This is a genomic window from Halobellus ordinarius, assembly GCF_031823395.1.
In the GTDB taxonomy this organism is placed as follows: Archaea; Halobacteriota; Halobacteria; order Halobacteriales; family Haloferacaceae; genus Haloquadratum; species Haloquadratum ordinarius.
In genome coordinates, this window is sequence record NZ_JAVQKJ010000015.1 from 116,355 (window position 1) to 141,544 (window position 25,190).

Here is a 25,190-nt window from a genome sequence, read left to right on the forward strand (position 1 = left end):
CGCCGTTCGCCCGGGTCGTTGAAAAGTTCACTCGTTCGGCTCGACTCTCCGAAGGGCATATTTCTTCAATCGAGTCCACTGCTGAAGTTTCGGTGGGCCGGCAGTCAGGACGGCCGCGGCCGGATGTCGTCGAGGTCCTCGACTTCCGGGCCGTTGACGATCGTTACGCGCGTCCCCGAGCGGGTGACGCGGAACGCGTCTTCGAACTCGCCGTCGGGGATCACGTAGGTGTTCTCCGCCCGTTTTTCGGCGTCGTGGGCGTCCAGAATCGCCCCATAGGCGCGTCTGAACTCGCGGGCGTCGGCCTCGCTGTCCCACTCGGTCACCCAGACGTAGCCGAACTCGGCCTGTTCACCCTCGCCCTTCTGGTAGGGGAACAGCCGGTCGTTGCCCCAGCCTGCGGAGGGTTCCGAGTCGTAGTTGTACGTGTCGTAGCGGCTCTCGATGTCGGTGATACTCCCGGGGTTAATTGTGTCCGCACCTGCCTCCCGTGCCTGGTACCAGAACATCACGTACATCGACGCCTCGCCGACGGTGTCGGAGCCGTCTTCGCCCTGGTTCTCGAACGTCTCCCACCCGTTCTGTGCGCGGTCGCGGTACTCGATCGGAACCGGCCGCTCGGCCGTTCGGTGGATGACCTGCTCGGATGAGGCCGGTGGAGTCACGAAGCGCTGGTCGACGGCGCTCCAGCCGCCGTCGGTGACGAGGTCGTGGACGTAGACCGGGCCGTCGGAGTACGGCTGGAAGATCGTCAGGAGGATCCCCAGGTTCTGTCCGCCGCCACCGCCGCCACTGCCGCCGCCGCCGCTAGACGGCGTTTCGACGCAGTCCCACGCGCCGCCGCACTTGGCGGCGTACTGCCGTTCGATGTAGCTCGCGTCACCCTCGACGAGACCGTCGGCCGCGAGCTGTTCGTCCTGGGTGTCGCCGCCGTATTTCGCTTTCGTGAGGTCGTATTTCTGGTCCTGCAGCGCGTGGACCAGTTCGTGGACGAGCGTCGCGTTGTTGATCGTCGGCGACTCCGGATCATCGGTAATGATCTTGATCTCGTCGTCAGACGGCGAGTAGAAGCCGGCGACTGCGGCGGTTCGGGTCGAACTGATCGCCGTGCCGCTGCTTTCGGATTCGCCGGTGACGAACAGCGCTTCCCACACCTGATCGTTCCAGCGGTCGTACTCGCTGGGACCGTCGGTGTTGCCGCCGGACGATCGGTTGCGGTACTCGTCCCGGGAGAGGACGGACACCGGCACGCGTTTTTCGAACTCCTCTCCCCGGAGGTACTCGACGCGCGCCATCGACCGGGCGACGAACGCCCGCAGTTCCTCGTCGCTCAGTCCGTCGGACTGGTCGACGTCGATCGACTCGTTGTACCAGTAGCCGTCTTCCCACCCGAGGACGTCCCGCTCTGGGTCGTCGAAGTCGGCGTTGGGCGTCGCGACGGCCTCGCTTCCCGCGTTCACGCCCGCCGACTCGGGACCGGCCTCCATCGTCGGCGCGCCGCACCCGGCGAGGAGGATGAGCAGGGCGACGGCCGGCACGACGAGTCCGCGTCGCTGCGTCATTACGGGCCGGAAGGGCTACGCGGCAAAGTACCTTTCCGCATCGCCGTCGGCACCGTGGGCTCGTCCGGGAGAAATCCATTTGCCGTTGCGCCGACGAACAACGCGTATGTCAGTGGAACCGTTCGATCCCGACCGAACCGCCGTCGTGGTCGTCGATATGCAGAACGGGTTCTGCCACCCCGAGGGCAGCCTCTATGCGCCCGGGAGCGAAGCGGTCATCGACAACGTCGCGGCGCTCCTCGCCGACGCGCGCGATGCCGGCGCGCGGGTGGTCTACACGCGCGACGTTCACCCGCCCGAGCAGTTCGACGACGCACACTACTACGACGAGTTCGACCGATGGGGCGAACACGTCCTCGAGGACTCGTGGGATGCCGAACTCGTCGACGAACTCGACGTCCGTGAAGACGATCTGGTCGTGGAGAAACACACCTACGACGCCTTCCACCGGACCGAACTCCACGGGTGGTTGCAGGCCCGCGGCATCGACAACCTGCTCTTGTGCGGGACGCTCGCGAACGTCTGCGTCCTCCACACCGCCGGCAGCGCCGGCTTGCGCGACTACCGGCCAGCGCTCGTCGAGGACGCGATCGGCGCGATCGAGGACGACCACAAGGAGTACGTTCTCGACCACGCCGAGTGGCTGTTCGGGGAAGTGCTCGCCCGCTCGGACGTGGCGTTTCGGTAGGTCGCGGAAGCGACGAAGCGCCCCGCTCCGGCGGCGATGGCGACACCGCAAACCGGCCGACGGGCGATCCACCTATCCCAGTCGGATCGGGTCGTCGCTGTCGCGGATCGTCACCCGAACCTGCTGTCCCTCCCGGAACTCCCGATCGGGGCAGACCAGTTTCGCCCCGAACTCCGGGCCGACTCCGACAAATAGCGAGAGGCCGGTGATCCGGTCGCCGTTCGCTAGGACGTCGACGTCGCGCCACGCGACGTTTCGTCCGGAGACGTCGCCGACCGGATGATCGAGGAACGAGAGCGTCTCCGTGGTGTCACTATCGGCCGTTTCGTTCGTCCCCGTCCCGGGAGTCAATACGCCGCCCCCGGCGTAGTGGGTAAAACCGCCGTCGAGGACCGTCCGCTCGTCCGTAGCGGGAGTCGCTTCGTCACTATTATCCCCTCCGCTGTCGGGCGTTCGCTGCCCGGCGATTCCGGCGAATCGATCGTCTGGAGCGGGATGATCGGGCGCATCGAGGCGAGCGTACGTCGTCCCCGTTTCCACGACCGTCCCGACCCCGTCCCACGGGACCGGCACCGCTTCGACATCTGGCACGACGGGGAGCGATCCGCCCGCGCGGTGGAGGTGCTGTTCGCTCCGGCGGAACCCGAGGTGGACGTGGTTTGCGACCCAGGGAGCGAAGAAACCGGAGCGGACCATCTGTCCGAGGGAGTCACCGACGGCGACGCGGTCGCCTGCTGATACGCGCGGCTGCACGTGCAGGATGCGTGCGACGAGATGATCCCTTCCGGATTCAGATTTCGTGGCGGCCGCTGATCCGAGACCGCTCCGTTCCCGATCGACGTCGACGAGGATGAGGTACTCTTCGTCGTGGGCGTACGGCTTCGAGGGTGCGCGGACCGTCCGCGTCTCCAGCACCTCGCCAGCGACCGGAGAGACGCCATCGTTCGTCGCCGGATACAGATCGATCGCACAGCCCCGGTCGTGGGCGGGATACGGCGAGTTGTACAGCGAGAACCGTCGGTACCGCTGGAGCGTCGATTCCGGAACCCGAACTGCGCTGGCGTATTCGGTCTCCACTGTCGACTCTTCACCGCCGTCGCTTCCGTTCGATCCCGTCACCCGGAATCACCGATCATACGTCGGTGCGGGACCGGGAGCGCTTAGGTGCGTCGGCACGCAGGTGTGGCCGTGATCGAGGAGACCGTTCCCGACGCCGAGACGGTCCGGGCCGTCCGCGGCCGTGGAGCTACCATCGAGAACGATCGCTCGATGACGGCCGCGGCGCTGGACCGCACAGCCGAAACCGGCGTTCCCACCGTCCGCGCGTGGACGCCACCCCAGCAGGTGGCGTTCGGCCGCCGCGATGCGCGTGCGGACGGCTACGACCTCGCTCGGGCGGTCGCCGAAGCCGATGGCTATCCAACAGTCGAGCGGAGCGTCGGCGGACGAGCGGTGGCATACACGGGCACGACCGTGGCGTTCGCCGTCGCGGTCCCGATCGCCGACGCGCGCCGAGGAGTGGCGGCCCGGTACGACGCTGCGACGACCGCCGTGGTGCGCGCACTCCGTGCGCTGGGTGTTCACGCACGCCGGGGAGAACCGGCGGCCTCGTTCTGTCCCGGCGATCACTCCGTGCAGGCCCACGGGAAGATCGTCGGAATCGCCCAGCGCATCCGTCAGGACGTCACGCTCGTCTCGGGCATCGTCGTCGTGAACGGTCACGAGGAACTCGCCGCTGTCCTCGATCCGGTGTACGCCGCGCTCGGTGTTCCCTTCGACCCGAATTCGGTCGGGAGTGTCGAACGCGGCGGGGGGCCCGCAGTCCCCGAGGCCGTGATCGAGGCGCTCGTCGACGCCTTCTGTGGGGAGCTCCCTCGGCAGAGCGTCTCGGCTGCGACTCTGCTCGACGACTGATAATGATTACTCTCACTTTTCACCGCCGAGCGCCACCCCCGGTGACGGCGCTCGTCGGGAAGAGACCAGAGTAATCATTATGAAGCCGCGCCTCCGCGACCGATCGCGCGGAACCGTCGGGCTTAGGTCGCCCGCGGGCGACCCCCGGGTATGTCGATACTCTTCCGCGACGCGCGACTCGCCGACGGACGGGTCTGCGACGTCCGAACCGACGCGGAGCGGATCGTCGCCGTCGCCGACTCGGTCGACGCGGAGTCGGCCGATCGCGTGATCGACGCCGACGGCCAACTGCTGCTGCCGGGGGCGATCGACGCCCACGTCCACTTTCGGGAGCCCGGCGATCCGCAGAAGGAGACCTGGACCACCGGTTCACAGAGCGCGGCGGCCGGCGGTGTGACCACCGTCGTCGATCAGCCGAACACGTCGCCGCCGACGGTCACGGGCCCCGATTTCGACGAGAAGGCCGACCTGGCCGCGGCGTCGTATGTCGATTACGGCATCAACGGCGGTGTCACGCCCGAGTGGGATCCCGAATCCCTGTTCGAGCGGCCGCTGTTTGCACTCGGCGAAGTGTTTCTCGCGGATTCGACTGGCGAGATGGGAATCGACATCGAGCGATTCGCCGACGCCGTCGATCGTGCTGCGGCCGCGGACGTCGTCGTCACTGTCCACGCGGAGGATGCCGACCGGTTCGACGATTCGGCGCGCGACCGCGACGCGGGGGGTGCCGGCCGCGACGCCGACGCCGACGTCTGGAGCCAGTACCGCAGCGCTGACGCCGAGGCGGCCGCTGTCGAGCGCGCTGTCGACGTCGGTCGTGAGGCCGGCGCCGAGATCCACATCGCCCATACGAGCACCCCCGAGGGCGTCGACGCCGCCGTTGCGGGCGGGGCGACCTGTGAGGTGACGCCGCATCACCTCTTTCTCTCCCGGGAGGACGCGACCGAACTGGGCACGTACGGGCGGATGAACCCGCCGCTCCGCAGCAAAGAGCGCCGCGCGGCGCTGTGGAACCGGCTGGTCGACGGCGACATCGACATCGTCGCGACCGACCACGCACCGCACACGACCGCCGAGAAGAACGCCGAATTGTGGGACGCGCCGAGCGGCGTCCCCGGCGTCGAGACGATGCTGCCGCTGCTCCTCGAACGCGCCCGTCAGGGAAAAATCGGCTACGAGCGCGTCCGCGAGGTCACCGCGACGAACGTCGCACAGGTCTTCGACCTGCCGCAGAAGGGGCGGGTTGCCGAGGGATCTGACGCCGATCTCGTGCTCGTCGATCCCGAGGACAGCCGGGAGATTCGGGGCGAGGACCTCCACTCGAAGTGCGGGTGGACGCCGTTCGAGGGGGAACACGGCGTCTTCCCGTCGTTGACGGTCGTTCGCGGGAACATCGTCTACGAAGGCGGTGAGTTCGTCGGCGAGCCGGCCGGGGAGAACGTCCGGCAGTGACGCAGTGAGGAACGCGGAGCGTAGACGCTGGAGAGGGGGCTGACAGCCGGCACGACCGCATCCCGCACCGACGTGCCGGGCAATCGCTACTCGGCGCGGGGCTGACGCTACGTCACGGGATCGGTGGTCCCGCGATCGTATATAAACTCTCGCCGAACTGGGCGTCGTCGTTTCTCAGAGCCGCCGATCGGCGAGCGCCGGGAACGACTCGCGCGTCTCCTGGACTTCCCCGATATCGATCTGCGCGTGGCCGGTCCGGGGACCGGTTCCGGCATTCGTGCGCCCGATCCCCCACGGGTCGACCACGACGCTCTCGCCAGCGAGGTCGACGCCGCGGATCGATCCCGTGAGGTTCGCGGCGACGAGAAACACCTGGTTCTCGACGGCCCGCGTGCGGGTGAACAGGTGCCAGTGATCGAGCCGCTCGCGGGGCCACGCAGAGGTCACGAGGATGAGTTCGACGCCCGCGTCGACGAGCGAGCGGTACAGCGACGGGAACCGGAGGTCGTAGCAGGTAGTCAGTCCGACCGTTCCGCGGTCGGTTTCGACCGCACAGACCTCCGAGCCGGCGGTGAGTCGCGTCGCTTCCTCGGAGTCGTAGCCGAAGAGGTGCATCTTCCGGTACGTCGCCAGTAGTTCTCCGCCGGGACCGAACAGCACCGAGGTGTTGTACAGGTCCTCGCCATCTCGTTCGAGGATGCTGCCGCCGTGGAGGGTAATCGAGTGCTCGTCGGCGACTGCACCGAGTTGTTCCGTCGTCGGCCCGGGAACCGGTTCGGCAGCGTCCGCGTAGGCGTCGAACGCGAAGTAGCCAACCGGCCACAGTTCGGGCAGGACGACCAGATTTGCGCCGGCGTCCGCCGCTGCTCGGATCCGGGAAACGGCGCGGTCCCGGTTCGCGTCGGGGTCGTTCTCGGCAGCGAGCTGGATGGTGGCGACCTGCATTATTCTCCTTTTCCGTCCTGCGCCCAGTCGAGCGACCGCTCGACGGCATCCCGCCAGCGCTCGTAGCGGTCGTCGGCGTCGGTCTCCTCGGGTGAGAACTTTCGATCGATGTGCCAGTTCTCGCGGAGTTCGGTCAGCGAATCCCAGTACCCGACTGCGAGCCCGGCCGCGTAGGCCGCGCCGAGAGCGGTCGTCTCGTCGACCTCCGGCCGGACGATGTCGGTCCCGACGATGTCGGCCTGGAGCTGACAGAGGAAGTTGTTCTTCACCGCGCCGCCGTCGACCTGCAGGCTCGTGAGTTCGATCCCACTGTCTTCGACCATCGCCTCGGCGACGTCGCGGGTCTGGAACGCGATCGATTCTAGTGTCGCGCGCACGACGTGCTCGCGGCGCGTCCCGCGGGTCATTCCGACGATGGTGCCGCGGGCCCGACCGTCCCAGTGCGGCGCACCGAGTCCGGTAAATGCCGGAACGACGTAGACCCCATCGGTCGAATCGACCGACCGCGCGAGCGCCTCGCTCTCGGCGGGATCGTCGATGAGCGTCATATCTTCGAGCCACTCGATGGCCGCGCCGGTGACGAAGATCGACCCCTCCAGGGCGTACTGCGCGGGCTCGCCGGAGCGCTGAAACGCCACCGTCGTGAGCAGCCCGTTGTCGGAAGCGACGGCCTCCGTCCCGGTGTGCTGGAGCATAAACGAGCCTGTCCCGTAGGTGTTCTTCGCGTCGCCGGCCTCGAAACAGGTCTGCCCGAACAGCGCGGCCTGCTGGTCGCCCAGGGCACCGGCCACGGGGATGGATTCGCCGAGGAATCCCTCGGGATCGGTGTGGCCGTAGTACGACTCGTCGGCGGAGGGGCGAACCTCTGGCAGCATCGCCGCCGGGACGTCGAACTCCGCGAGCAGGTCGTCGTCCCACGTCAGGTCGTGGATGTCGAAGAGCATCGTCCGAGAGGCGTTCGTCACGTCCGTCACGTGTTCGCCGGTCAGCTTGTAGATCAGCCACGAGTCGACCGTGCCGAAACAGAGTTCCCCCGCTTCGGCGCGATCGCGGACGTCTTCCGGACGCATCCGCTGGAGTTTGATCGGATCGGCGTTCTCCAGGAGCCACTCGACTTTCGTCGCCGAGAAGTACGCGTCGGGTTCGAGCCCGGTCCGCTCGCGGATCCACTCGTCTTTGCCCTCGCGTTCGAGTTCCTCGATGCGCTCTGTGGTCCGGCGATCCTGCCAGACGATGGCGTCGTAGACGGGCATCCCCGACTCCCGATCCCAGACGACGGTCGTCTCCCGCTGGTTCGTGATCCCGATCGCCGCCAACTGCGCGGCGTCGATTCCAGCGTCGGCGAGCGCCCGCCGGATGATCGCGACGGTGTTCTCCCAGATCTCCACGGGGTCGTGTTCGACCCACCCCGGTTCGGGATAGTACTGTTCGTGCGTCTCGTAGGCGTTTGCGACTGGCTGGCCGGCGTGATCGAAGACGATGAAGCGCGTGCCGGTCGTCCCCTGGTCGATCGCGCCGACGTAGGTGTTCTCCTGCATCTTTCGTGTGTCTGAGCCGGTTCGGTGTGGTGACGGTTCCGATCGATCGCGGCCGGTGGCGGCCCCGAATGAGTGTTGAGTGTTGACTACACTCACTGCCGGCCGAATAAAAGCCGTCGGTCTCGATTGTCGACGGTACCGGGTGTGCACGGAAGTCGCTGTCCGGCGAAAGCTATCTACGGGCGGCCCGCACACTCCACGGTATGTCTGATCCGTTTGTCGTCGTCGGTGGCGACGCCGCCGGTCTCTCGGCGGCGAGCAAGTGTCTCCGCACCGATCCGGACCGGGACGTCGTCGTCTTCGAGAAGGGTCAGTGGGTCTCCTACGCCCACTGCGGCACGCCGTACTTCGTGAAAGGCGAGGTCGAGCGCCTCGAAGACCTCCTGTCGCTGTCGCCCGGGGCGGCCGAAGAGCGGGGGATCGACCTCCGGCGGGGCCACGAAGTCGTCGCCGTCGACACCGAGGCGCAGACGGTCACCGTCGAGAGCGACGGCGAGCGGTTCGAACAGCCCTACGGCGACCTCCTCGTCGCGACGGGCGCCCACGCCGTCTCGGAGCAGATCGACGGGGCCTCGCTGGACGGCGTCTTCACGCTACACGGCCTGGATCACGCGGCCGCGATCCGGTCGTATCTGACGCAACCGTCTGCGTTCGATGTCGCGGCACTGGGCGGCGGCGACGCGCTCGACGAGGCAGTTGCAGAGCGGTACGGCGCGATGAAGCCGCCGGAGACGGTCGCCATCGTCGGCGGCGGCTACGTTGGCGTCGAGATGGCGGAGGCCTTCGCGGCGTGGGATCGGGAAGTCCACCTGTTCCAGCGCGGCCCTCGTCCGGTCCCGGGATTCGGCGAGGCCGTCGGCGAGGCGGTCACCGAACACCTCCGAGAAGCCGGCGTCACGCTGCACCTCGAAGAGGAGGTTGTCCGCCTCCGCGGGGACGACGACCACGTCTCTGGCCTGGTCTGCGAGAGCGGCGCGGAACTCGCGATCGACGCCGCGCTCGTCGGGATCGGCATCCGGCCGAACACGGCGCTCCTCGACGGCACACCCGTCGAATTCGGGGGGTCGGGCGCGGTCGCGACCGACGCGTACGGGGGGACATCCGTCGACGACGTCTACGCCGCCGGCGACGTCGCGGAGATGCCACATATGGTCACGGGCGAACCGACCTGGGACCCGCTGGGGCTCCCGGCGAACCGCGCCGGCCGCGCGATCGGATCGACCGTCGGCGGCGATCCGACGCCGATCGGCGGCGTCGCGAACACGGCGATGGTGAAGGCGTTCGACCTCGAATGCGGCCGAACAGGGGTTATCGACCACGAGCGCGCCCGCGAGGCCGGGTTCGACCCCGTCTCGAAGACGATCACCGCCGGGTCGCGCTCGGGATACTACCCCGGCGCGGCGGAGACGACTGTCACGCTCACCGCCGATCGATCGACCGGACGGCTCCTCGGCGGGACCATCGTCGGCACCGATCAGGCGGCGATCCGGATCGATACGATCGCGACGGCGCTCGGTGGGGAGATGACGGTTGCGGAACTCGAACAGCAGGACCTCGGCTACGCGCCGCCGTTCAGCCCCGTGTGGGATCCCGTGCTCGTCGCCGCGAAGGTGCTGAACGGGTCGCTGTCCTGATTTCCGGGCTGGCGCGTCGCTTTTCGTGCAGTCTCGATATCGAACGGTTCCCGCAGGCACGCCGCTGTGTTGGCTTCAGTTGATGCGGCTCAGCGAGCGGTGATGACTGGGACGGGCGAGTTGCGGAACACTTTCTGGGTGACGTTCCCGACGACCAGTCGGTCGGACAACGAGCCGCCGTGGCTCCCGATCACGACCGCATCGAAGTCATCGGCTCGGTTCAGAATCGCCCGCGCTGGATGTCCCAGTTGAACCTCGGTGGTGATCTCAACGTCGTACTCGGCGGCGAGTTCCCGGGCGGCCTCGAATACCTCCTGCGAGCGCTCCTCTGCGGCCGCTTCGATATCATCTTCGAGCGCAAGTGACGTTGCTGCTCTCCCCCACGGTGACGGTCCGCCCACGACGTGCAGGACGGTGATCTCCGCGTCGGGATGGTTCTCGAGGGCGTACTCGAGCGCCCGATTGGCCATCTCCGAGTCGTCCATCGGAACGAGAATTCGTGAGATCATACGTTGACTACGCTACAGATGTGGATAAAATGGTGGTCCGATTGTCGGGTTCTTACGGGTCGGGTTCAAGTCCTCCGAGTATTCGCGTCGCTCCTCACTGTCGTTCGGAGACGACGAGCGGGCCGGGAGGGACTTGAACCACGGTCACTCCGCTCCCTGATTCAAGTCCTCCGACGTATCGCGAACCACGACTCGCTCCGCTCCTCGGGTTCTTACGGGCCGGGAGGGACTTGAACCCCCGACCGTCTGGTTAAAAGCCAGACGCTCTGCCGAACTGAGCTACCGGCCCGCAGTGGGGCATAACCCGGCGGCCGGCATAAGCGTTTACTCTCGGGGCTCCGCGCTCCCGACCGGACCTAACAGCACAGAAAAAGGATATAAACGCTCGCGACGGAACGGTGCCCAGAGTGATTGTGACAGGGGGTATCTGGGGGAAGAAGACGGCTGTCGGTTGCCGGGGACGAACCGGGCCGCGCGGTGGACGATGACTGCCGCCGCACGCCTCGTGGTTCTGGTGTCCGAGGACGACGCACTCGCCTCGACGCTCCGTGCCGCCCTCGAAGCGTGCTCGCCGCCCGTTCGCGTTGAGACGACGCCGGCGTCGACGTGGCGGGCGACGCTCGCTGCCACCCCGGTCGACTGCGTCGTCTGGGCGGACGCACCATCCTCGACGATTGACTCCGATCGAGCCACCCCGTCACCGGTCGACGACATCCGCGAGATGGCCACCGACTGCCCGGTCATCCTGTCTCCGTCGACTCCCGTGTCCGCATTCGCTCGTGCGGCGGCCGACGGCGACGCGGTCCGGTACGTGCCGGGTGCGATCGATACCGACGACCGCGCCCTCCTGGTGGATGCGGTCGACGACGCGCTCGACGAACACGTGGACGAACTCGAAGCAGAGCGTGATCTCCTGGCGCGGACGTCGTCGCTCGCCGACGTCGGCGGCTGGGAACTCGACGCCGACCGCGAGGAACTTCGATGGACGAGCGAGACCTACCAGCTTCACGGCGTCTCGGAATCGTACGACCCGACCCTCGAGGGGGCGATCGAGTTCTACCATTTCGACGACCGGGAGTCGGTCCGTGCCGACGTCGAGGGGGCGCTCGCGGGCGAACCGTTCGACGAGACGTACCGCTTCCACCAGGCTGACGGCGAGTTGCGCTGGGTTCGCTCCCGCGGCGTGCCGATCGTCGAGGACGGTGAGGTCGTCGGTGTTAGCGGGGCGTTCCAGGACGTCACCGAGCGGAAGCGGAGCCAGGAGAACGTCCGCCGGTTCAAACGTGCGGTCGAGGCCGCCGGGCACGCGATCTTCATCACCGCACAGGACGGAACGATCGAGTACGTCAACCCCGCGTTCGAGGAGATCACCGGCTACGACGCCGCGGAGGCGATCGGCCGGGATCCGTCGATCCTCAAATCCGGGGAGATGGACCAGGAGTACTACACCCGGCTGTGGAACACGATCCTCTCGGGAGCGGTGTGGTCCGAGCCGATCGTCAACGCGCGGAAATCCGGCGAGCACTACCACGCCTCCGAGACGATCGCGCCCATCGTCGACGACGGCGACATCGAGGGATTCGTCGCGATCCAGACCGACGTCACCGAACAGGTCCACACGAAAGAGCGGCTCGAGACCTTCCGGGAGATCGTCCATCGCCTGGGTGATCCGATTATGTTCCAGGATCGCGACGGGGACTTCGAGATTGTCAACGACGCGGTCGCCACCTACGCCGGGCTGTCGAAATCGGAACTGACCGGCGAAGACGAGTTCGCGTTTATGGACGATCACTCGGCGCGGCTGATCCAAGAGCGGAAGGCCCGCGTCATCGAGGCGGATCGGGCGATCACCTACGAGATCGAGCCGACGTTCCCGACGAAGGGTGAACGGTCGTTCGTCACGACCCGGTACCCCCACTACGGCGAGGACGGCGAGGTCGACGGGACGGTCGCAATCTGTCGGGACGTCACCGAGCGCGCCGAGCGCGAGCACCACCTCCGGGTGCTCGATCGGATCCTCCGGCACAACCTCTACAACAAGATGAACCTGATCCAGGGCCACGCGGAACTCCTCGAAGCGGGGACGAGCGGGAAACTGCAGGACTCCGCACAGCAGATTCGACAAACGGGCGACGAACTCGTCGGACTCGCCGACAAGGAGCGGCGCGTCGTGGAACTGCTCACCAATCAGTCTGAGCCACGACGGCTCGACGTCCGCCCGCTTCTGGAGACGGTCGTCTTGGACCTCCGTGACGCGTACCCCGACTACCCGATCACGCTCGAGTGCTCCACCGCCCACGAGGTGCGAGCCATCCCCGAACTCCGCGACGCGGTGGCGGAACTGATCGAGAACGCCATCACCCACGGCGGCGAGACGCCGGACGTGTCGGTGTCGGTGCGCCGAGACGGCGACCGGATCGTCGTCAGCGTCGCCGACCGTGGCCCCGGGATCCCGGAGATGGAACGGGAATCGGCAGGGGCGGTGACCGACATCACCCCGCTGTTCCACGGGTCCGGGCTGGGGTTGCAGTTCGTCCACCACGTCGCGCGCCGCTCCGGCGGCTCCTTGCGCTTCGATACGCCGGAGACTGACGACGGCGACGACGACTCCATCGGCACCGTCGCCGAACTGTATCTGCCGGTCCCTGTGGAATCGTCCGACGTCGAGTCCGCACCGTCGGATTCGGAGGGCGCCGTCCTCGACTCGCCGGCGACGTCGGATGCGGAAGAATCGGCGGTTGGCGATCGCGACTCGTTCACCCGCGAGTGACCGATACTGCTGTGGTACCTGTGTTCCGGTGCTCGCAGATATGCAAAGAGAAAGTCCACGACTGGGGTCGTGGGTCATTGACCACTCCGAGACCGGTGCGCACCGGACACAGACGACAACAGTCAGTACGAGGTGTCGGCGAAGTGCGATTCGAGCGCCTCGGCGACCAAATCGCCCGGTTCGCGGTTCTCGATCGAGGCCCGCCGCCGTAGTTCCCGGTAGACGTCGAGCGGCAGCGACAGCTCGATCCGCCCGAGTTCGATCCCGCGGGCGGCGAGGGCGGCGGCAGCGGTCGTCTCGCCGTCGATCTCGCTCGCGATCCGCCGCACCTGCCGGACGGTGAGGTCGGCGTCGACGACGGCCCACGCGAGGTCGAACCGGTCGACGCCGGAGACGCGGGCGATGTGCTTCGCCGCCGTCGGTGCGATGTCGCCGCGGGCGACGTGCCGGCGGATCGCCTGCGGGAGGTCGTGGACGCGCGCCCACTTGCGGACGAAGGAGACCGAGACGTCGCCGCCGGCCCGCTCGACCGCCTCCTTGTATGAGCCGACTCCCCTGACGAGCGCGGCACAGGCGGCCGCCCCGCGGAGCATGTAGACGTTGTCCGCGGCGCCGACGGTGTTCTCCGAGAACGCCCGGACCGTCTCGGCGGCCTCGGCGACGCTTTCGGGGTCGTCCGGGTCGAACCCCACCGCCTCCTGGGCCCGCTCCCCGGTGACGGCCGGGTCGGCGCGGACGACCGGCTCCCCAACGGGTTCCTCGCGGTCGGCCGGAAGTCGCCTGTCCCGGTCGGCGTCCTCGTTTGCCATTCCTGATCCACCTAACGGGGCTGCGATTAAAAGGCTCTCCCCCTCGTGCGCCCGCCGCGAGAAGCCCAGCCGGCTCCCCGTACGGTCGGTGCGAAGTCGCGGAACTACTCCTCGCGGCTGTCCGAGAGGTGCTCCCAGATTTCCGTGCAGCCGGCGCCGTCAGAGAGATCCTTGAGGTGACTGTACTCGTCGTCGTCCGACTCCTCGGCCGCGTCGTCGTCAGGCTCCAGTCCCATCGTCTGGCTCATCGGTACTCCGTTGTGGTGTCACGCGTCGGTGCGCCGTCCGCTGTCGGCTCGTGTGCCCCCGTGTCGCCCGTCGGCGGCTGGTACAGTTCCGGCGCAACGTCGGCCGGTGCGTGCTGTCGCACCCCGCCCGCGTCGCCGTCGATAGCGGCGTAGTCCTCAGTCGAGACCGTATCACTCATCGAACAGCCGTACGGACCCGTCCCGTATAAGGGGCGCTTCCGGAGTAATTCGGACCACTACTCCCGGATACCGGAACGTTGTTCCGGCTTCTACGACGAGGTGATCCGCCGAGAATCGCACGACAGCGGTCGGATCTTCCCCACAGCCGACGTCAGCGACAGCGTCGCGGTTTGTGACCGCCGTCAGAGACGGGGTCGCAGGGCCCGTACGGTCGGGTGTGACGACTCGACTCCGCATCCTCGACGACGGCGCGTGGCTCTCTGTCGACGACGAACGCCGTGTGAGCGTGAGCGAACTCTGGCGGCTCGACTCCGAGCGGTTCTGCGACTGCGACCTCGCGGATATGGTGGTCGAGAACTTCCTCGAGGTCGGGGTCGACGGCCGAACCGTCGAAGTGCGCGTCTACGGCCAGTGTATCGTCTGTGGGGCGAAATCGACGACTGGGTGGGTCCCGGTCGGCCGGATACTCCACGGCGAGTTCGTCGATCTCGACCGCGAGGGCGTCCTCCGTGCACGCCCCGACGACGAACCGGCAAAAGACTCCGGTTAGCGGGAGCAGCGGGAAGGGTTGACGCCACGGACTCCCCTTTGAAGGTGGGGGTACTGTATCGGACAACGATGCCATCGGACGTCGAAAACTGGAAATCGGAGGTCTACGGGAACGAGATCCGAGACCACCTGTTTAGATTCGCGGAGGAGGGCTTCGAGACGATCCCCGACGACGAGCGCGACGCGTGGTTCGAGCGCTTCAAGTGGTGGGGGCTGTACCACCAGCGGAACGGGCAGGAGGGCTACTTTATGATGCGGATCGGGACGCCGAACGGCGTACTCGAACCCGGACAACTCCGCGTCGTCGGCGAGATCGCCGACGAGTACGCACGCGGCCCGGGCACGAACCCGATCTTCGGCGACGCCTACGCCGACTTCACGACCCGGCAGGCGATCCAGCTGCACTGGATCGAACTGTCGGACGTGCCGGCGATCTTCGAGAAACTCGAATCCAACGGCCTCTCGACGCAGCAGGCCTGTGGCGACTCCTGGCGGAACATCGTCGGCAACCCCGTCGCCGGCAAAGACGCACAGGAGGTCATCGACGCCTGGCCGGTCATCCGCGACCTCAACGAGACGTTCACGGGCAACGACGACCACTCGAACCTCCCGCGGAAGTGGAAGGTCTCGGTGACGGGCTCCGCCGACGGCTCCGGGCAGGGCGACATCAACGACCTCGCCTTCGAGCCCGCGTACAAGGAGATCGACGCCGTCGAGGAAACCTCGACGAGCAGCCGGACGGAGTCCGGCGACGGCGAGGACGTCGTCGGCTTCAACGTCCGCGTCGGCGGCGGCCTCGCGCGCAACGAGCCGCGTTTCGCCCGCGACATCGACGTGTGGGTCCGCCCCGAGCGCGTCGCCGACGTCGCCGGCGGCCTCTCGGCGCTGTTCCGCGACAACGGCGACCGCGAGGACCGCTACAACGCCCGCATCAAGTTCCTCGTCGACGAGTGGGGCGCCGAGGCGGTCAGAGAGACGCTCCAGGCGGAGTATGTCGACTTCGACCTCCACACCGCGGGCCGCGACGTCCGCGAGGAGTACACCTACAACACGGGCGAGGGCGCGCGCAACGACCTGATCGGCGTCCACGAGCAGAAGGACGGCACAAACTTCGTCGGCCTGAACGTCCTGGTCGGCCGGATGGGCGCCGCGGACGTCCTCGAACTCGCCGACCTCGCCGAGGAGTACGGCTCCGGCGAGGTCCGGCTCTCCCAGCGGCAGAACGTCATCGTCACCGACGTGCCCGACTCGGAACTCGACGACTTCCGCGACGAGGATCTGCTCGAACACTACTCCCCGGACCCGTCGCCGTTTATGCGCGGCTCGGTCGCCTGTACGGGCACGGAGTTCTGTTCGCTGTCGATCGTCGAGACGAAGAACCGCCAGGTGCGCTACGCGCGCTGGCTGAAGGAGAACGTCGACCTCCCCGCGGACGTCGACCAGTTCCACGTCCACCTCTCCGGCTGCACCGCCTCGTGTGCGCAGCCGCAGATCGCCGACGTGAGCCTCCGCGGGATGAAGACCCGCAAGAACGGCGACGCGGTCGAGGCCCTCGACGTGGGCCTCGGCGGCGGCCTCGGCGACGAGCCACAGTTTGCCCGCTGGGTCACCCAGCGCGTCCCCGTCGACGAGGTCCCCGGGGCGCTCGCGAACCTGATCGAGCACTTCGCGGCCAAGCGCGACGAGGGCGAGTCGTTCCGCGCGTTCGTCGCCCGCCACGACGACGAGGAACTCGCCGAACTCGTCGACCCCGAGGAGACCGACTACGAGGACCCGATGATGCACAACACCAAGATGACCTGGTACCCCTACGCCGAGGAGGACGGGATGGACGCACAGCCGCCGGCACCTGCTGACGACTAATCGGACCGTCCTCTGCTCTTCGAACGCGTGACGGGGTTCAGCCCTCCGAGGCGCTGGGTCTCCCAAAGCGCTCGGCCCTCCGAACGCTGCGCTGACTCCCTCCCACCGATAGTGGAACGGTAGCAACTTACGGATACACCACCCAATAGAAACGATGCCGAACCGACTGCTCAAGGTCAACGCCTACACGACACTCGACCTCGTCGACGCCACGGCGCGCGGGCACGACTTCGCGGATTCGGGTGTCGCGGTGCTGAACGTCACCTCGCCCCGGGAGAACCCCGACCACATCAAGCTCCAACTGGAACTCGACAACACGCACCTGGAGTCGTTGCCGGCCCACGCCGACGAAGTGACGCTCTCGCCGTCGGAGGCGCGGACGGTCGCCGACGCGCTGCAGTCCCACGCGGACAAGGTCGAAGCGGCGGCTGATAACGGGGACGACGCCGTAGAGTGACGGTAGCGAGCGACAGATCGTCGACCGGGTCGGTTCCGTGACTCGGCTACAGCCCCCATATCGTGGCGACGCCGAGCGTCGTCACGACGGCCAGGAGTAACTGCAGCGGTCCGCCGACTCTGAGGAAGTCCGCGAACTCGTAGCCGCCCGGACCGTAGACCATCAGGTTGGTCTGATAGCCGATGGGTGTCGCAAAGGACGTCGCGGCGGCGAACATCGCCGCCAGGAGGAACGCGAACTCGTTGGCGCCGAGGCGAGCGGCGGCGTCGACGGCGACCGGAATTGCGAGCACGATCGTCGCAACCGGGGTGATGACGCTCGCGAGCACGCCGACAGCCACATAGAGCACGAACACGACGCCCACGAGCGGGAGGACGTCGCCGGCCGCGACGAGCAACTCCGCGAGCAACGCCGCACCGCCGGTCTCGTCTAAGGCGAGTCCGAGCGGGATGACGCCCGCGAGCAGGAAGACGATGTTCCAGGAGACGGCGTCGTAGGCGTCGGCGGTGGTGAGACAGCCCGTCACGACCATCACGACGACGCCCGCCAAGGCAGCGATCACGACCGGCAGGAGATCGAGCGCCGCGGCCGCGACGACGCCGAGCAGGATCCCGACCGCGATCGGCGCCTTCGACGATATCGGAGGCAGAGCCCCGCCGGCGTCGCCACTATCGCTGTCGCCAGCCGATCCCGCGGTGGCGCCGTCGTCGACGACGACGAGTTTCCCCGTATCGCGGAAGTACCCGATCGACGACGGCGTCGTCCGGACGAGCAGCAGATCGCCGGCGCGGAGCGTCCGATCGTCGAGGTCGGTGCGCAACAGTTCGCCCCCGCGCCGGATCGCCAGCACGGTCGTCGCGTGATATTTACGGAGGCCGGTCTCGGCCACTCTCTCGCCGACGTACGAGGAGTCATCGGGGACGAGCGCCCGCGCCAGGGTGCCGTCGGTCGCGGTCGCCTCGAACGTATCCTCCGTGACGGACTTCCGGAGGAGGTGGCTCACGTCCGCCGTCTCCCGGAAGCGGTTCACCGCCTGCAGCGAACCGTGGACGACGAGGACGTCCTCGGCTTCGATCGGTGTGTCCGCTCCCGGCCCTGCGAGCGCGTCGCCGTCGCGGCGGAGCTGAAGCAATCTGATCTCCGGCTGAGCCTCGTCGAATACGTCCAGCGGCGTCCCGACCGCGGGCGACTCCGAACGGACGCGCACCATCGCGAGATGGTCCGACAGATCGAACTCCGCGACGCGGTCGGCGTCGGCCGGAATCCGGGCGGGCGTGAGCCACCGGCCGACCGTCAGGAGGTACGCGGTACCGACGACGAGCAACACGGCGCCGAGGGCGGTGAACTCGAACATCCCGATCCCGTCGCGGCCGTCGATGAGTCGGCGGGCAAAGTCGCTGGCGAGGATGTTGGTCGACGTTCCCACGAGCGTGAGCGTCCCGCCGAGGATCGCCGCGTAGGACAGCGGCAACAGGAGCTTCGAGGGGCTGGTGTTCGATCGCTTCGCCAGGTCCGTGATCATCGGGATGAAGACGGCGACGACCGGGGTGTTGTTGATGAACCCGGCGATCGGCCCGGTCGTCCCGACCGTCGCAAGCAGCGCCCGGAACTCGTCGCCACGCGTGAATATCGCCAGATAGGCGCCGAGGCGGTCGATCAGCCCCGTCTCCTGAACCCCGGCACTCAGCATATACATCGCGATGATCGTCACCGTCGCGGGGTTTGCGAACCCCGAGATGGCGCCGCGGGCGCCGACACCGGTCCACGGTTCGAGAACGACGAGGGTGGCCATAATCGCCATCGCCGTGACGTCGTTCGGGACGACCTCCGTGACGAACGCGACGAGCGCGAGGACGACCAGGGCGAAGACGACGGCGATGCCGGGCACCTCGACAAGCGGCATACTCTCTCCGAGTGTCTTGCATCGGGGTATACATTACGGGGCATCGAACGGGGCGAACAGTGGGAACACCGTGCCGGGCGAGAGTCGCAGGGAGCGCATCGGCGGCGAGGTCCTGGGCTCGACGGTGAACAAACGGCGTACTCGTCGTCGAGGCGACGGGGGTCGGGGCGGATACGTCGATCCAGCAGAACGTTCAGACGGTCAAGGAGCCTCTCCCCCGAGGCACTCGCAGGGTTCGTCGGGACGCTCTCCCTGTGGGGCGTCGTCGCGGGCGGTCCGGCCGCGGCCGGCGGCGCCGTCTCCACGTTCGAGTTCGCAGTGCTGGGGCTCCTTCGCGGCGGTGACAGACAGCGAGGCTTTTGTCCGTCCCGACGCTCGACGGAATTTTCGCCGCCCCGACGCGGTCTGTCGACCGCAGTACACAACCGAACGGATATGCCGCCGGAGTCCGAATCCGGCGCCGATGACAAAAGTCAACGTCTCCCTTCCTCCGGAGGCGGAAGCGAACGTGGATGCGTTCATCGAGGAGGTCGACGACCGACTCGCCTCCGACGAGGACACCTGCCGCGTCGTCACGGAGACGCTCGTCGACTTACACGGCGACCGTGAAGCGTACGAGCGCTGGCAGGCGGGCGAGGATATGTCTCCGGCCGAATGCGTCCGATTGCAGGGGTACGACCCCTGTAACGCGACGCTCGAATCCGAGTACTACGCCGAGAAGGACGCAGAGCGCTTCCAGCGCTCGAAGCACCTCCAGTGGCTCTGGCGGCAGTTCGACGCCACACCGATGGCGGACAACGTCGCCTTTGCGCTCCGCTTCCGACAGATGCTCGCGGAGCACCTCTTCGCCGACTGCGGCGACGACTGTCGGTTCTTCAAGGGGATCACCTTCACGTACGGCCACAACATCTCCGTCGGCGACAACGTCGTGATCCACGACGACGTCCACCTGGACGACCGCGGCAAACTCACCGTCGGCGACCGGGCCTCCATCTCCGACAACGCCCACATCTACAGCCACGATCACGACGTCGTCGATCAGACCGCGGTCGAAAACTACCACACCATCGTCGGCGACGACGCCCGGGTCACCTACGACGCGATGGTCCGCGCCGGCTGCCGGATCGGCGAGAACGCCGTCGTCGGCGCCCGCTCTGTCGTGCAGGGCGACGTCCCCGACCACCACATCGCGGCGGGCATCCCCGCCAAGAGCCTGAAGGTCAAACCCGGCTGGGAGGCGGTCGCAGCGCCGGTCGAGGACACACTCCCGAACCGGCAGTCCGAACGCCGGATCGACTACGACCTGCCGGCGGACCTCGATGCCTTCGACGAGTTCCAGCGGGACTTGGCGCCGCCCGGAGAGTGAGGTGCGGCCGACGACGGAGGACCCGGATCAAAGCGCGTACAGCGACGGCAGCACCGAAAGCGCCACGAGGAGTTCGGCGAGATTGTTGAGCGCGTGCAAAAGCCACGCGCCGACGAGGTTGTCGAACCGGAACCGAAGCCACGTCAGGAGGGCGCCGAGCAGCACGGCGTTGACGACGCCGCCGACGCCCGCGGTGAAGACGTGCATCGCGGCGAAGACGAGGAGCGATCCCGCGGCAACGACCGCCGTGTCGACGCCGCGTTCCAGCAGGATCCCCACGAGCAGCCCGCGGAAGAGCAGTTCCTCGGCGACCGGGGCGACGATCACGGCGCCGAAGACCAGCGATCCGATTCCGATCGGCCCGGTGAGATTCGGAACCGTATACCGTGCGACTCCCAGCGCGTCGGCGGCGAGGGCCGTCGCGGGCCAGCCGAGGAGTATCCCCGCGGCGGTCGCGACGATACCCGCCGCGATCTCGCGGCGCGACGGCCTCCGAAAGAGCGCGGTCGCGTTCCAGACATCGGTCGGCACCCGCCGGTAGAGGAGAGCGACGACGACGACGTTCGCGACGCCGTACGCGAGCGTCGGGAACTGCGGCGGGAAGCCGGGCGCGTCGCCGCCGGCTGCGACGTACCCGATCGTGATCACGAGCGCCGTGAGGGCTACGGGGGCCAGCGGGACGAGGAGAAAGCGGGTCGAGAGCGCGCCGAACGGGGCGGCGGTCCGATCCAGTCGGCTAGTCGAAGCCAGTCGCATACCGGCGGTTTCCGCTTCCGTCGGTAAAACTGTCTCTGAATCTCAATAGTCCCGTTCGCTCTAATCGATGGGCAGTTCCGACACCCCCCGTTTCAGTCCGGAGCTTTTTGTGAGTCGATTGCCGGGTCTCACGTATGTCAGACGACCCGGTCACCTGTTTGAACCCCGATTGTAGTGCGGAGTTCGTTCCTCCCGAAGACAACTACCGGTGTCCCGCCTGCGAGACGCCGTTTCCGAAATCAGCGGGGCAGTCGGAATCGGCGGCGACACCTCTTCCGAACCGAGTCCCGCTGTCGGCACGGAAAATCTCGGACTCCGCGGAGGCAGAACGCCTCTCCGAACGGATCCGAACGTCGGAGGCGTTCCTGCGACTCCTCGAGGAAGCAGATGTCGAGGGGCCACAGCAGTTCGATCCGAACGATCCGGTAACGGATTCCGTACTTCGTGAGGAAACGGACGAGGGGTATGTCGTCCTCGTCACCGATCGGATAACTCACGACGAACACGGGGAGGGTGATTCCGAGACCGAGGCTTCCGGTGAGAGTATCTCTGACTGTCCGAACTGCGGAACGGATATCTCTTCGATGCCGACGTCGTCATCTGGCGAGATAAACTTCTGCTCCAACTGTGGCCAGGAGTTAGACGTGGACACGACCGATGATGCAGAGTTCACCGGATACACCCAGAACACTGCGATGGGGTACTTCGACGGGGCATCGCTCGAATCGGTCGCTCTCCTCCACGAGTTCCAAGGGGGGCCACTGTACGGCCGTGGCATAAAATTCGAGTATCAGGGCGGGAGCGTCGTCTCCAGAGGAATCTGGGTTTCCTGACGGTTCATAATGATTACTCTCGTCTCTTCCCGCCGAGCGCCGCCACCGGGGGTGGCGCTCGGCGGGAAAAAGTGAGAGTAATCATTATCAGACGTTGGAGCATTTTCGTCTCCATCGGCAGAAAGCCCCGCCGCTGGTTAGCTACGTTCACCGCAGGATGCGCCAGCCGGGAATTGAACCCGGGCTAGTGGCTTGGGAAGCCACTGTCCTACCACTGGACCACTGGCGCTTGTATGCGGTATATATTGCTTCTATTGCGGCCCTCGACGACCACATCTAACGAACACCCTCTGATTACTATAAAACGTTCGGAGTGTAGACCAAGGACCCGCAGAGGACCTCTTGTAACACAAAGGGCACAGCGCACCCTGACTGTTTCTATCCTCCTCGATGAAGTAATACCCTCTTCTTAAATTGGGCGAGGTGTTATAGAATACTCCCACACGCACCCGGAATCGGTCAGTACAGGGGAACTACGAATCGTTCGGTACAAGCAAAAGAGAAATCGATAAACTGCCCGTTATTATGAGCGGTCAATATTGTTGAAATCAATTCCTCACCAGAAGGCATTTACAAACAGTTGGATGACAGTCAGGTATGAATTCTCATACACGTCGGGCAATTCTGGCGTCTTTCCCAGGGATAGCTCTTGCAGGTTGTACGGGCCTCAGTGAGTCGGGAACATCAAGTGAAGGCGAAAGTCCCAGTGAGTCAAGAACAACCACCGAAAACGAAAGTCTCAGTGAGTCGGGAACAACCACCGAAAACGAACTACCAGAGGGGTGTCCAACATCGCTCGATCTCGATGTTCGGTGGCCACGAGAACTCGACGCAGACACAGTTGGTGAATTCGTCACAGCATACGAAGAAGCGTATCTCCTTCGGGAGTACCGGGGTCGTACCTCACAATCACGATTCCACTCTGCCGATTTCTCTCCGTATATAAATGAGGATCCAACCCAGGTAGATACCGGATATGAGGTTACGGTTATTCTTGAAGGGTATTCTGAAAGGCCTACAATGTTTTTGAAGGCTTATGAAGTTGATTCTGAGGGTATTCCAAAAGCTGAAGATCATAATATCAAGGAGTCTCGACTACCAAAAGATTCCGAGTATGTTTCAATCGAAGAGGTTGAGGATCAGCGTCTCCGAGAGACACTTGAGTCAGCCGCGGAATCTGGCACCGCCAAGAGTGATTTTATTTACGATGGAGCCGAGATAGAGCGGTACGCAGAACAAATTGCAAATCTCTCCTCAGCAGTATCACTCATTGGTGATAACGGCGGGAATGAGTTGGCTTATTTCGACGTTAATGGAACTGGTGTCCTCTTAGAGATTGATATCGCACTTGTCCACGGAGACATCGGCGGAGAGTATCGATACTATGTGACAGAGTACGTGGTTTGGCGAGCAGAATCCACATCGGCTGAAGATACCACAACGCCTGAAGATGGAGAACTTCTCGAATGTCGTCTCCCAGAGTAACCCTCTCAATCCCACAGTAACTCACTTTGTTGCGTAGGGTTCTAATCAGTCCGCAAGAGCGTTCTGATGGCTGATTCAGTCTCAAACGTGTGAAAAGAACTCTTGGAGATAGTTCTATGATATTCTCTGGATGAAAGCAACCTGCCGTATCTCGGGATAACGCGTAAAAAAGCTCTTAGAGTGAAGTCATCCACCCTCAATGCGTTGACGCTCTTTAGTCACTTCACGCACGAACTCCTGCCATCTCTCTTTCAAGAGAAACGTAGGTGAGTATCCCCACCAGCAATGACACTAACCATAGCGCCAAGTGCGCGTCACCGCTGAACGTTATCGGAAGAATCCCGGCCAGTACGTGTGTCAAGGCGACCGCCAGCAGTGCGCCTGCGGTTGGAACAGCTGACATACAATTGCTCGATGGACGGATATTTTATTATCTTCTTTGACGAATTTGCTATAAAACTAAGTAAGGGGGGAAAAATATTAGCTCGTAAAATAAGATGCGTGACGAAGTTGATCTGATCGACCGAGATAGAGGAATCCTGACGAAACGAGACAGAGAGATTTTGACGGGCGACTTCGATGAAGAATTGACCGAGAACGCATTATACCAGAGGTACTACAACATTCGGAACCGCATTGAGAACGCGATCTTAGACTTCTATCTCCTCTCACGGTATCTTCCGTTGCGGGATATAGAGCAGGTATTTGAGCCGGCATACGAATGGTCACGCGAGAGACGCCATCTCAATGAGCAGGGGCACACGGAAACTACGCCCGACCTCTCGATGTTTCTTCAAAGTTGGCTGAGCTTGTTCGAATTCTATGCATACGGGATGCTGGCCGGTGATATGGAGGAGACTCACGATTTGATGCGGGGGTTAATTACCACGGGATTAGAGAGGGGGATTCGAGAGTATCAGCACGAGAATTACAAAACCTATCAAGAGGTGGCCGCCTCGCTATCACTCGAATACGGAAACAAGATCTTACAAGAGACTTATCTCCGACAAGTGCAGAATGATTTAGCCGCGGAACCGGATGAGGCCGCTGAGGAGGTAATGAAACTGTATCGGCAGAGAAAGATACCCTATCAAGTCGCATCTCAGCTGATTGAACACTACGTCCAAAGTCCTGAGATGCGGTAAGCGGCTTCCGCCGACCAGTTACAAATATTTCAACGGATTCGTTTCACCAAACTGAATTGATCTCCTTGGATAAGGCTTCTCCAGAGTTTCGAGTGTACCGAAGGGTGGTTTCAATATCCTTGTGTCGCAGTTGGTTTTTCGCTTTGTAGATTCCCTTCTCCTCTGCCCAAATTGTAGCCACGCCGTGCCGTATCGAATACCACGACAGATTTCGGCCTTGCTGATTGATCTCAGCCTTCTTCATCAACCTCCCCAATAGCGGATTAAGTGAATGCGACGAGTATCCATTTCCATACTTCGTCAGCCATACTGCGTCCGTCTCGCGGTACTTTTCTAACGAGTCACGTTCACCGAACCAGTTTTCAAGAGCATTTGCTGTCCGGTTCTGGATCGCACAGCGCCACCGTTCTTCATTTTTTGAGGATTCGTCCTTCGGTATGATCATCATCTGATTTTCCAGATTAAATGCCTTGTTTTGCCGCTAACTGACTGTAGTTTCAGACGCTCTCACAGGAAAATACCGTCAAGCTAACCGGGAATTGGACGCCGTCTGGCGATATGGGATCGCTCAGACGGCTAGCGAT

The 25,190-nt window shown here is 64.9% G+C and carries 24 protein-coding genes, 2 tRNA genes and 1 pseudogene; 13 read left to right on the forward strand and 14 right to left on the reverse strand.

Going from position 1 to position 25,190, the window contains the following annotated elements:
- Nucleotides 1–104: 104 nt before the first annotated feature.
- On the reverse strand, nt 105–1,562 hold the full coding sequence (locus RJT48_RS18865; protein WP_311173905.1) for an Hvo_1808 family surface protein: 1,458 nt from the start codon (nt 1,560–1,562) through the stop codon (nt 105–107).
- 106 nt (nt 1,563–1,668) lie between these two features.
- Between RJT48_RS18865 and RJT48_RS18870 the strand changes: the two genes are divergently transcribed.
- Nucleotides 1,669–2,250: a cysteine hydrolase family protein gene (locus RJT48_RS18870; protein ID WP_311173906.1), complete on the forward strand. Its 582-nt coding sequence runs from the start codon at nt 1,669–1,671 to the stop codon at nt 2,248–2,250.
- 72 nt (nt 2,251–2,322) lie between these two features.
- Here RJT48_RS18870 and RJT48_RS18875 read toward each other — a convergent pair whose 3' ends face one another.
- Nucleotides 2,323–3,327, reverse strand: a complete 1,005-nt coding sequence (locus tag RJT48_RS18875) for a DUF8155 domain-containing protein (RefSeq protein ID WP_311173928.1) — start codon at nt 3,325–3,327, stop codon at nt 2,323–2,325.
- A gap of 192 nt (nt 3,328–3,519) precedes the next feature.
- Here RJT48_RS18875 and RJT48_RS18880 point away from each other — a divergent pair, with 192 nt between their 5' ends.
- Nucleotides 3,520–4,164: a lipoate--protein ligase family protein gene (locus RJT48_RS18880; RefSeq protein WP_311173929.1), complete on the forward strand. Its 645-nt coding sequence runs from the start codon at nt 3,520–3,522 to the stop codon at nt 4,162–4,164.
- A 150-nt stretch (nt 4,165–4,314) separates the two neighbouring features.
- Entirely contained in the window at nt 4,315–5,616 is a 1,302-nt protein-coding gene (locus tag RJT48_RS18885; RefSeq protein WP_345784767.1) for a dihydroorotase, read from the forward strand.
- A gap of 174 nt (nt 5,617–5,790) precedes the next feature.
- Here the strand turns inward: RJT48_RS18885 and RJT48_RS18890 are convergent, their stop codons facing one another.
- Both RJT48_RS18890 and glpK read right to left on the reverse strand, forming a co-directional pair.
- Nucleotides 5,791–6,561, reverse strand: a complete 771-nt coding sequence (locus RJT48_RS18890) for a carbon-nitrogen family hydrolase (RefSeq protein WP_311173907.1) — start codon at nt 6,559–6,561, stop codon at nt 5,791–5,793.
- The gene (gene glpK, locus RJT48_RS18895) at nt 6,561–8,099 is read right to left on the reverse strand and encodes a glycerol kinase GlpK (protein WP_311173908.1); all 1,539 of its coding nucleotides are present in this window, start codon (nt 8,097–8,099) and stop codon (nt 6,561–6,563) included. The genes RJT48_RS18890 and glpK overlap by 1 nt, the downstream gene beginning before the upstream one ends.
- Before the next feature lie 203 nt (nt 8,100–8,302).
- Here glpK and RJT48_RS18900 point away from each other — a divergent pair, with 203 nt between their 5' ends.
- Nucleotides 8,303–9,733 (forward strand): FAD-dependent oxidoreductase, encoded by a 1,431-nt coding sequence (locus tag RJT48_RS18900; protein ID WP_311173909.1) that lies wholly within the window; start codon nt 8,303–8,305, stop codon nt 9,731–9,733.
- 89 nt (nt 9,734–9,822) lie between these two features.
- Here RJT48_RS18900 and RJT48_RS18905 read toward each other — a convergent pair whose 3' ends face one another.
- Nucleotides 9,823–10,242 carry a universal stress protein gene (locus RJT48_RS18905; RefSeq protein ID WP_311173910.1) on the reverse strand — a complete coding sequence of 140 codons (420 nt, stop codon included), beginning with the start codon at nt 10,240–10,242 and terminating at the stop codon, nt 9,823–9,825.
- 215 nt (nt 10,243–10,457) lie between these two features.
- Nucleotides 10,458–10,531, reverse strand: a tRNA-Lys gene (locus RJT48_RS18910).
- Nucleotides 10,532–10,726: 195 nt separating this feature from the next.
- On the opposite strand from RJT48_RS18910, the gene RJT48_RS18915 reads away from it, so the two are divergent.
- A complete protein-coding gene (locus RJT48_RS18915; RefSeq protein WP_311173911.1) occupies nt 10,727–13,012 on the forward strand; it encodes a PAS domain S-box protein in 2,286 nt (761 codons plus the stop codon).
- A 122-nt stretch (nt 13,013–13,134) separates the two neighbouring features.
- Here the strand turns inward: RJT48_RS18915 and RJT48_RS18920 are convergent, their stop codons facing one another.
- The 3 genes from RJT48_RS18920 to RJT48_RS18930 all read right to left on the reverse strand — a co-directional run bounded on the left by RJT48_RS18920 (nt 13,135) and on the right by RJT48_RS18930 (nt 14,248).
- Nucleotides 13,135–13,821: a DUF7119 family protein gene (locus RJT48_RS18920; protein WP_311173912.1), complete on the reverse strand. Its 687-nt coding sequence runs from the start codon at nt 13,819–13,821 to the stop codon at nt 13,135–13,137.
- A 104-nt stretch (nt 13,822–13,925) separates the two neighbouring features.
- Nucleotides 13,926–14,069 (reverse strand): hypothetical protein, encoded by a 144-nt coding sequence (locus RJT48_RS18925; RefSeq protein WP_311173913.1) that lies wholly within the window; start codon nt 14,067–14,069, stop codon nt 13,926–13,928.
- Entirely contained in the window at nt 14,066–14,248 is a 183-nt protein-coding gene (locus RJT48_RS18930; RefSeq protein ID WP_311173914.1) for a hypothetical protein, read from the reverse strand. The genes RJT48_RS18925 and RJT48_RS18930 overlap by 4 nt, the downstream gene beginning before the upstream one ends.
- A 218-nt stretch (nt 14,249–14,466) precedes the next feature.
- On the opposite strand from RJT48_RS18930, the gene RJT48_RS18935 reads away from it, so the two are divergent.
- The 3 genes from RJT48_RS18935 (at nt 14,467) to RJT48_RS18945 (ending at nt 17,118) form a co-directional block, all read left to right on the forward strand.
- Nucleotides 14,467–14,799, forward strand: a complete 333-nt coding sequence (locus RJT48_RS18935) for a DUF8134 family protein (RefSeq protein ID WP_311173915.1) — start codon at nt 14,467–14,469, stop codon at nt 14,797–14,799.
- 68 nt (nt 14,800–14,867) lie between these two features.
- Nucleotides 14,868–16,661, forward strand: coding sequence for a nitrite/sulfite reductase (locus RJT48_RS18940; RefSeq protein ID WP_311173916.1), 1,794 nt, complete (start codon nt 14,868–14,870; stop codon nt 16,659–16,661).
- Between the two features lie 154 nt (nt 16,662–16,815).
- On the forward strand, nt 16,816–17,118 hold the full coding sequence (locus RJT48_RS18945; RefSeq protein ID WP_311173917.1) for a DUF6360 family protein: 303 nt from the start codon (nt 16,816–16,818) through the stop codon (nt 17,116–17,118).
- A gap of 46 nt (nt 17,119–17,164) precedes the next feature.
- On the opposite strand, the gene RJT48_RS18950 is transcribed toward RJT48_RS18945, so the two are convergent.
- Nucleotides 17,165–19,021 (reverse strand): SLC13 family permease, encoded by a 1,857-nt coding sequence (locus tag RJT48_RS18950; RefSeq protein WP_311173918.1) that lies wholly within the window; start codon nt 19,019–19,021, stop codon nt 17,165–17,167.
- A 58-nt stretch (nt 19,022–19,079) separates the two neighbouring features.
- Between RJT48_RS18950 and RJT48_RS18955 the strand changes: the two are divergent.
- Nucleotides 19,080–19,345, forward strand: a pseudogene (locus tag RJT48_RS18955) (heavy metal translocating P-type ATPase); the annotation flags it as partial.
- A gap of 139 nt (nt 19,346–19,484) precedes the next feature.
- Complete coding sequence (locus RJT48_RS18960) at nt 19,485–20,387, forward strand: acyltransferase (protein ID WP_311173919.1); 903 nt, start codon at nt 19,485–19,487, stop codon at nt 20,385–20,387.
- A gap of 27 nt (nt 20,388–20,414) precedes the next feature.
- On the opposite strand, the gene RJT48_RS18965 is transcribed toward RJT48_RS18960, so the two are convergent.
- Nucleotides 20,415–21,143 carry a CPBP family intramembrane glutamic endopeptidase gene (locus tag RJT48_RS18965; protein WP_311173920.1) on the reverse strand — a complete coding sequence of 243 codons (729 nt, stop codon included), beginning with the start codon at nt 21,141–21,143 and terminating at the stop codon, nt 20,415–20,417.
- A 134-nt stretch (nt 21,144–21,277) separates the two neighbouring features.
- On the opposite strand from RJT48_RS18965, the gene RJT48_RS18970 reads away from it, so the two are divergent.
- Nucleotides 21,278–21,976: a hypothetical protein gene (locus tag RJT48_RS18970; protein ID WP_311173921.1), complete on the forward strand. Its 699-nt coding sequence runs from the start codon at nt 21,278–21,280 to the stop codon at nt 21,974–21,976.
- A 158-nt stretch (nt 21,977–22,134) separates the two neighbouring features.
- On the opposite strand, the gene RJT48_RS18975 is transcribed toward RJT48_RS18970, so the two are convergent.
- Nucleotides 22,135–22,205: transfer RNA gene (locus RJT48_RS18975), tRNA-Gly, on the reverse strand.
- A 368-nt stretch (nt 22,206–22,573) separates the two neighbouring features.
- On the opposite strand from RJT48_RS18975, the gene RJT48_RS18980 reads away from it, so the two are divergent.
- Entirely contained in the window at nt 22,574–23,461 is an 888-nt protein-coding gene (locus RJT48_RS18980) for a hypothetical protein (protein ID WP_311173922.1), read from the forward strand.
- 223 nt (nt 23,462–23,684) lie between these two features.
- Here the strand turns inward: RJT48_RS18980 and RJT48_RS18985 are convergent, their stop codons facing one another.
- A complete protein-coding gene (locus RJT48_RS18985) occupies nt 23,685–23,864 on the reverse strand; it encodes a hypothetical protein (protein ID WP_311173923.1) in 180 nt (59 codons plus the stop codon).
- A 94-nt stretch (nt 23,865–23,958) separates the two neighbouring features.
- Between RJT48_RS18985 and RJT48_RS18990 the strand changes: the two genes are divergently transcribed.
- Complete coding sequence (locus tag RJT48_RS18990; RefSeq protein WP_311173924.1) at nt 23,959–24,606, forward strand: DUF8102 family protein; 648 nt, start codon at nt 23,959–23,961, stop codon at nt 24,604–24,606.
- A gap of 43 nt (nt 24,607–24,649) precedes the next feature.
- Here the strand turns inward: RJT48_RS18990 and RJT48_RS18995 are convergent, their stop codons facing one another.
- Nucleotides 24,650–25,066: a tyrosine-type recombinase/integrase gene (locus RJT48_RS18995; RefSeq protein WP_311173931.1), complete on the reverse strand. Its 417-nt coding sequence runs from the start codon at nt 25,064–25,066 to the stop codon at nt 24,650–24,652.
- Between the last annotated feature and the right edge of the window lie 124 nt (nt 25,067–25,190).

Bases quoted from the DNA above. Each gene is read 5' to 3' on its own strand.
- RJT48_RS18865 (WP_311173905.1), bottom strand. From the start codon at position 1,562: ATGACGCAGCGACGCGGACTCGTCGTGCCGGCCGTCGCCCTGCTCATC.
- RJT48_RS18870 (WP_311173906.1), top strand. From the start codon at position 1,669: ATGTCAGTGGAACCGTTCGATCCCGACCGAACCGCCGTCGTGGTCGTC.
- RJT48_RS18880 (WP_311173929.1), top strand. From the start codon at position 3,520: ATGACGGCCGCGGCGCTGGACCGCACAGCCGAAACCGGCGTTCCCACC.
- RJT48_RS18885 (WP_345784767.1), top strand. From the start codon at position 4,315: ATGTCGATACTCTTCCGCGACGCGCGACTCGCCGACGGACGGGTCTGC.
- RJT48_RS18890 (WP_311173907.1), bottom strand. From the start codon at position 6,561: ATGCAGGTCGCCACCATCCAGCTCGCTGCCGAGAACGACCCCGACGCG.
- glpK (WP_311173908.1), bottom strand. From the start codon at position 8,099: ATGCAGGAGAACACCTACGTCGGCGCGATCGACCAGGGGACGACCGGC.
- RJT48_RS18900 (WP_311173909.1), top strand. From the start codon at position 8,303: ATGTCTGATCCGTTTGTCGTCGTCGGTGGCGACGCCGCCGGTCTCTCG.
- RJT48_RS18905 (WP_311173910.1), bottom strand. From the start codon at position 10,242: ATGATCTCACGAATTCTCGTTCCGATGGACGACTCGGAGATGGCCAAT.
- RJT48_RS18915 (WP_311173911.1), top strand. From the start codon at position 10,727: ATGACTGCCGCCGCACGCCTCGTGGTTCTGGTGTCCGAGGACGACGCA.
- RJT48_RS18920 (WP_311173912.1), bottom strand. From the start codon at position 13,821: ATGGCAAACGAGGACGCCGACCGGGACAGGCGACTTCCGGCCGACCGC.
- RJT48_RS18925 (WP_311173913.1), bottom strand. From the start codon at position 14,069: ATGAGCCAGACGATGGGACTGGAGCCTGACGACGACGCGGCCGAGGAG.
- RJT48_RS18930 (WP_311173914.1), bottom strand. From the start codon at position 14,248: ATGAGTGATACGGTCTCGACTGAGGACTACGCCGCTATCGACGGCGAC.
- RJT48_RS18940 (WP_311173916.1), top strand. From the start codon at position 14,868: ATGCCATCGGACGTCGAAAACTGGAAATCGGAGGTCTACGGGAACGAG.
- RJT48_RS18945 (WP_311173917.1), top strand. From the start codon at position 16,816: ATGCCGAACCGACTGCTCAAGGTCAACGCCTACACGACACTCGACCTC.
- RJT48_RS18950 (WP_311173918.1), bottom strand. From the start codon at position 19,021: ATGCCGCTTGTCGAGGTGCCCGGCATCGCCGTCGTCTTCGCCCTGGTC.
- RJT48_RS18960 (WP_311173919.1), top strand. From the start codon at position 19,485: ATGACAAAAGTCAACGTCTCCCTTCCTCCGGAGGCGGAAGCGAACGTG.
- RJT48_RS18965 (WP_311173920.1), bottom strand. From the start codon at position 21,143: ATGCGACTGGCTTCGACTAGCCGACTGGATCGGACCGCCGCCCCGTTC.
- RJT48_RS18970 (WP_311173921.1), top strand. From the start codon at position 21,278: ATGTCAGACGACCCGGTCACCTGTTTGAACCCCGATTGTAGTGCGGAG.
- RJT48_RS18980 (WP_311173922.1), top strand. From the start codon at position 22,574: ATGAATTCTCATACACGTCGGGCAATTCTGGCGTCTTTCCCAGGGATA.
- RJT48_RS18985 (WP_311173923.1), bottom strand. From the start codon at position 23,864: ATGTCAGCTGTTCCAACCGCAGGCGCACTGCTGGCGGTCGCCTTGACA.
- RJT48_RS18990 (WP_311173924.1), top strand. From the start codon at position 23,959: ATGCGTGACGAAGTTGATCTGATCGACCGAGATAGAGGAATCCTGACG.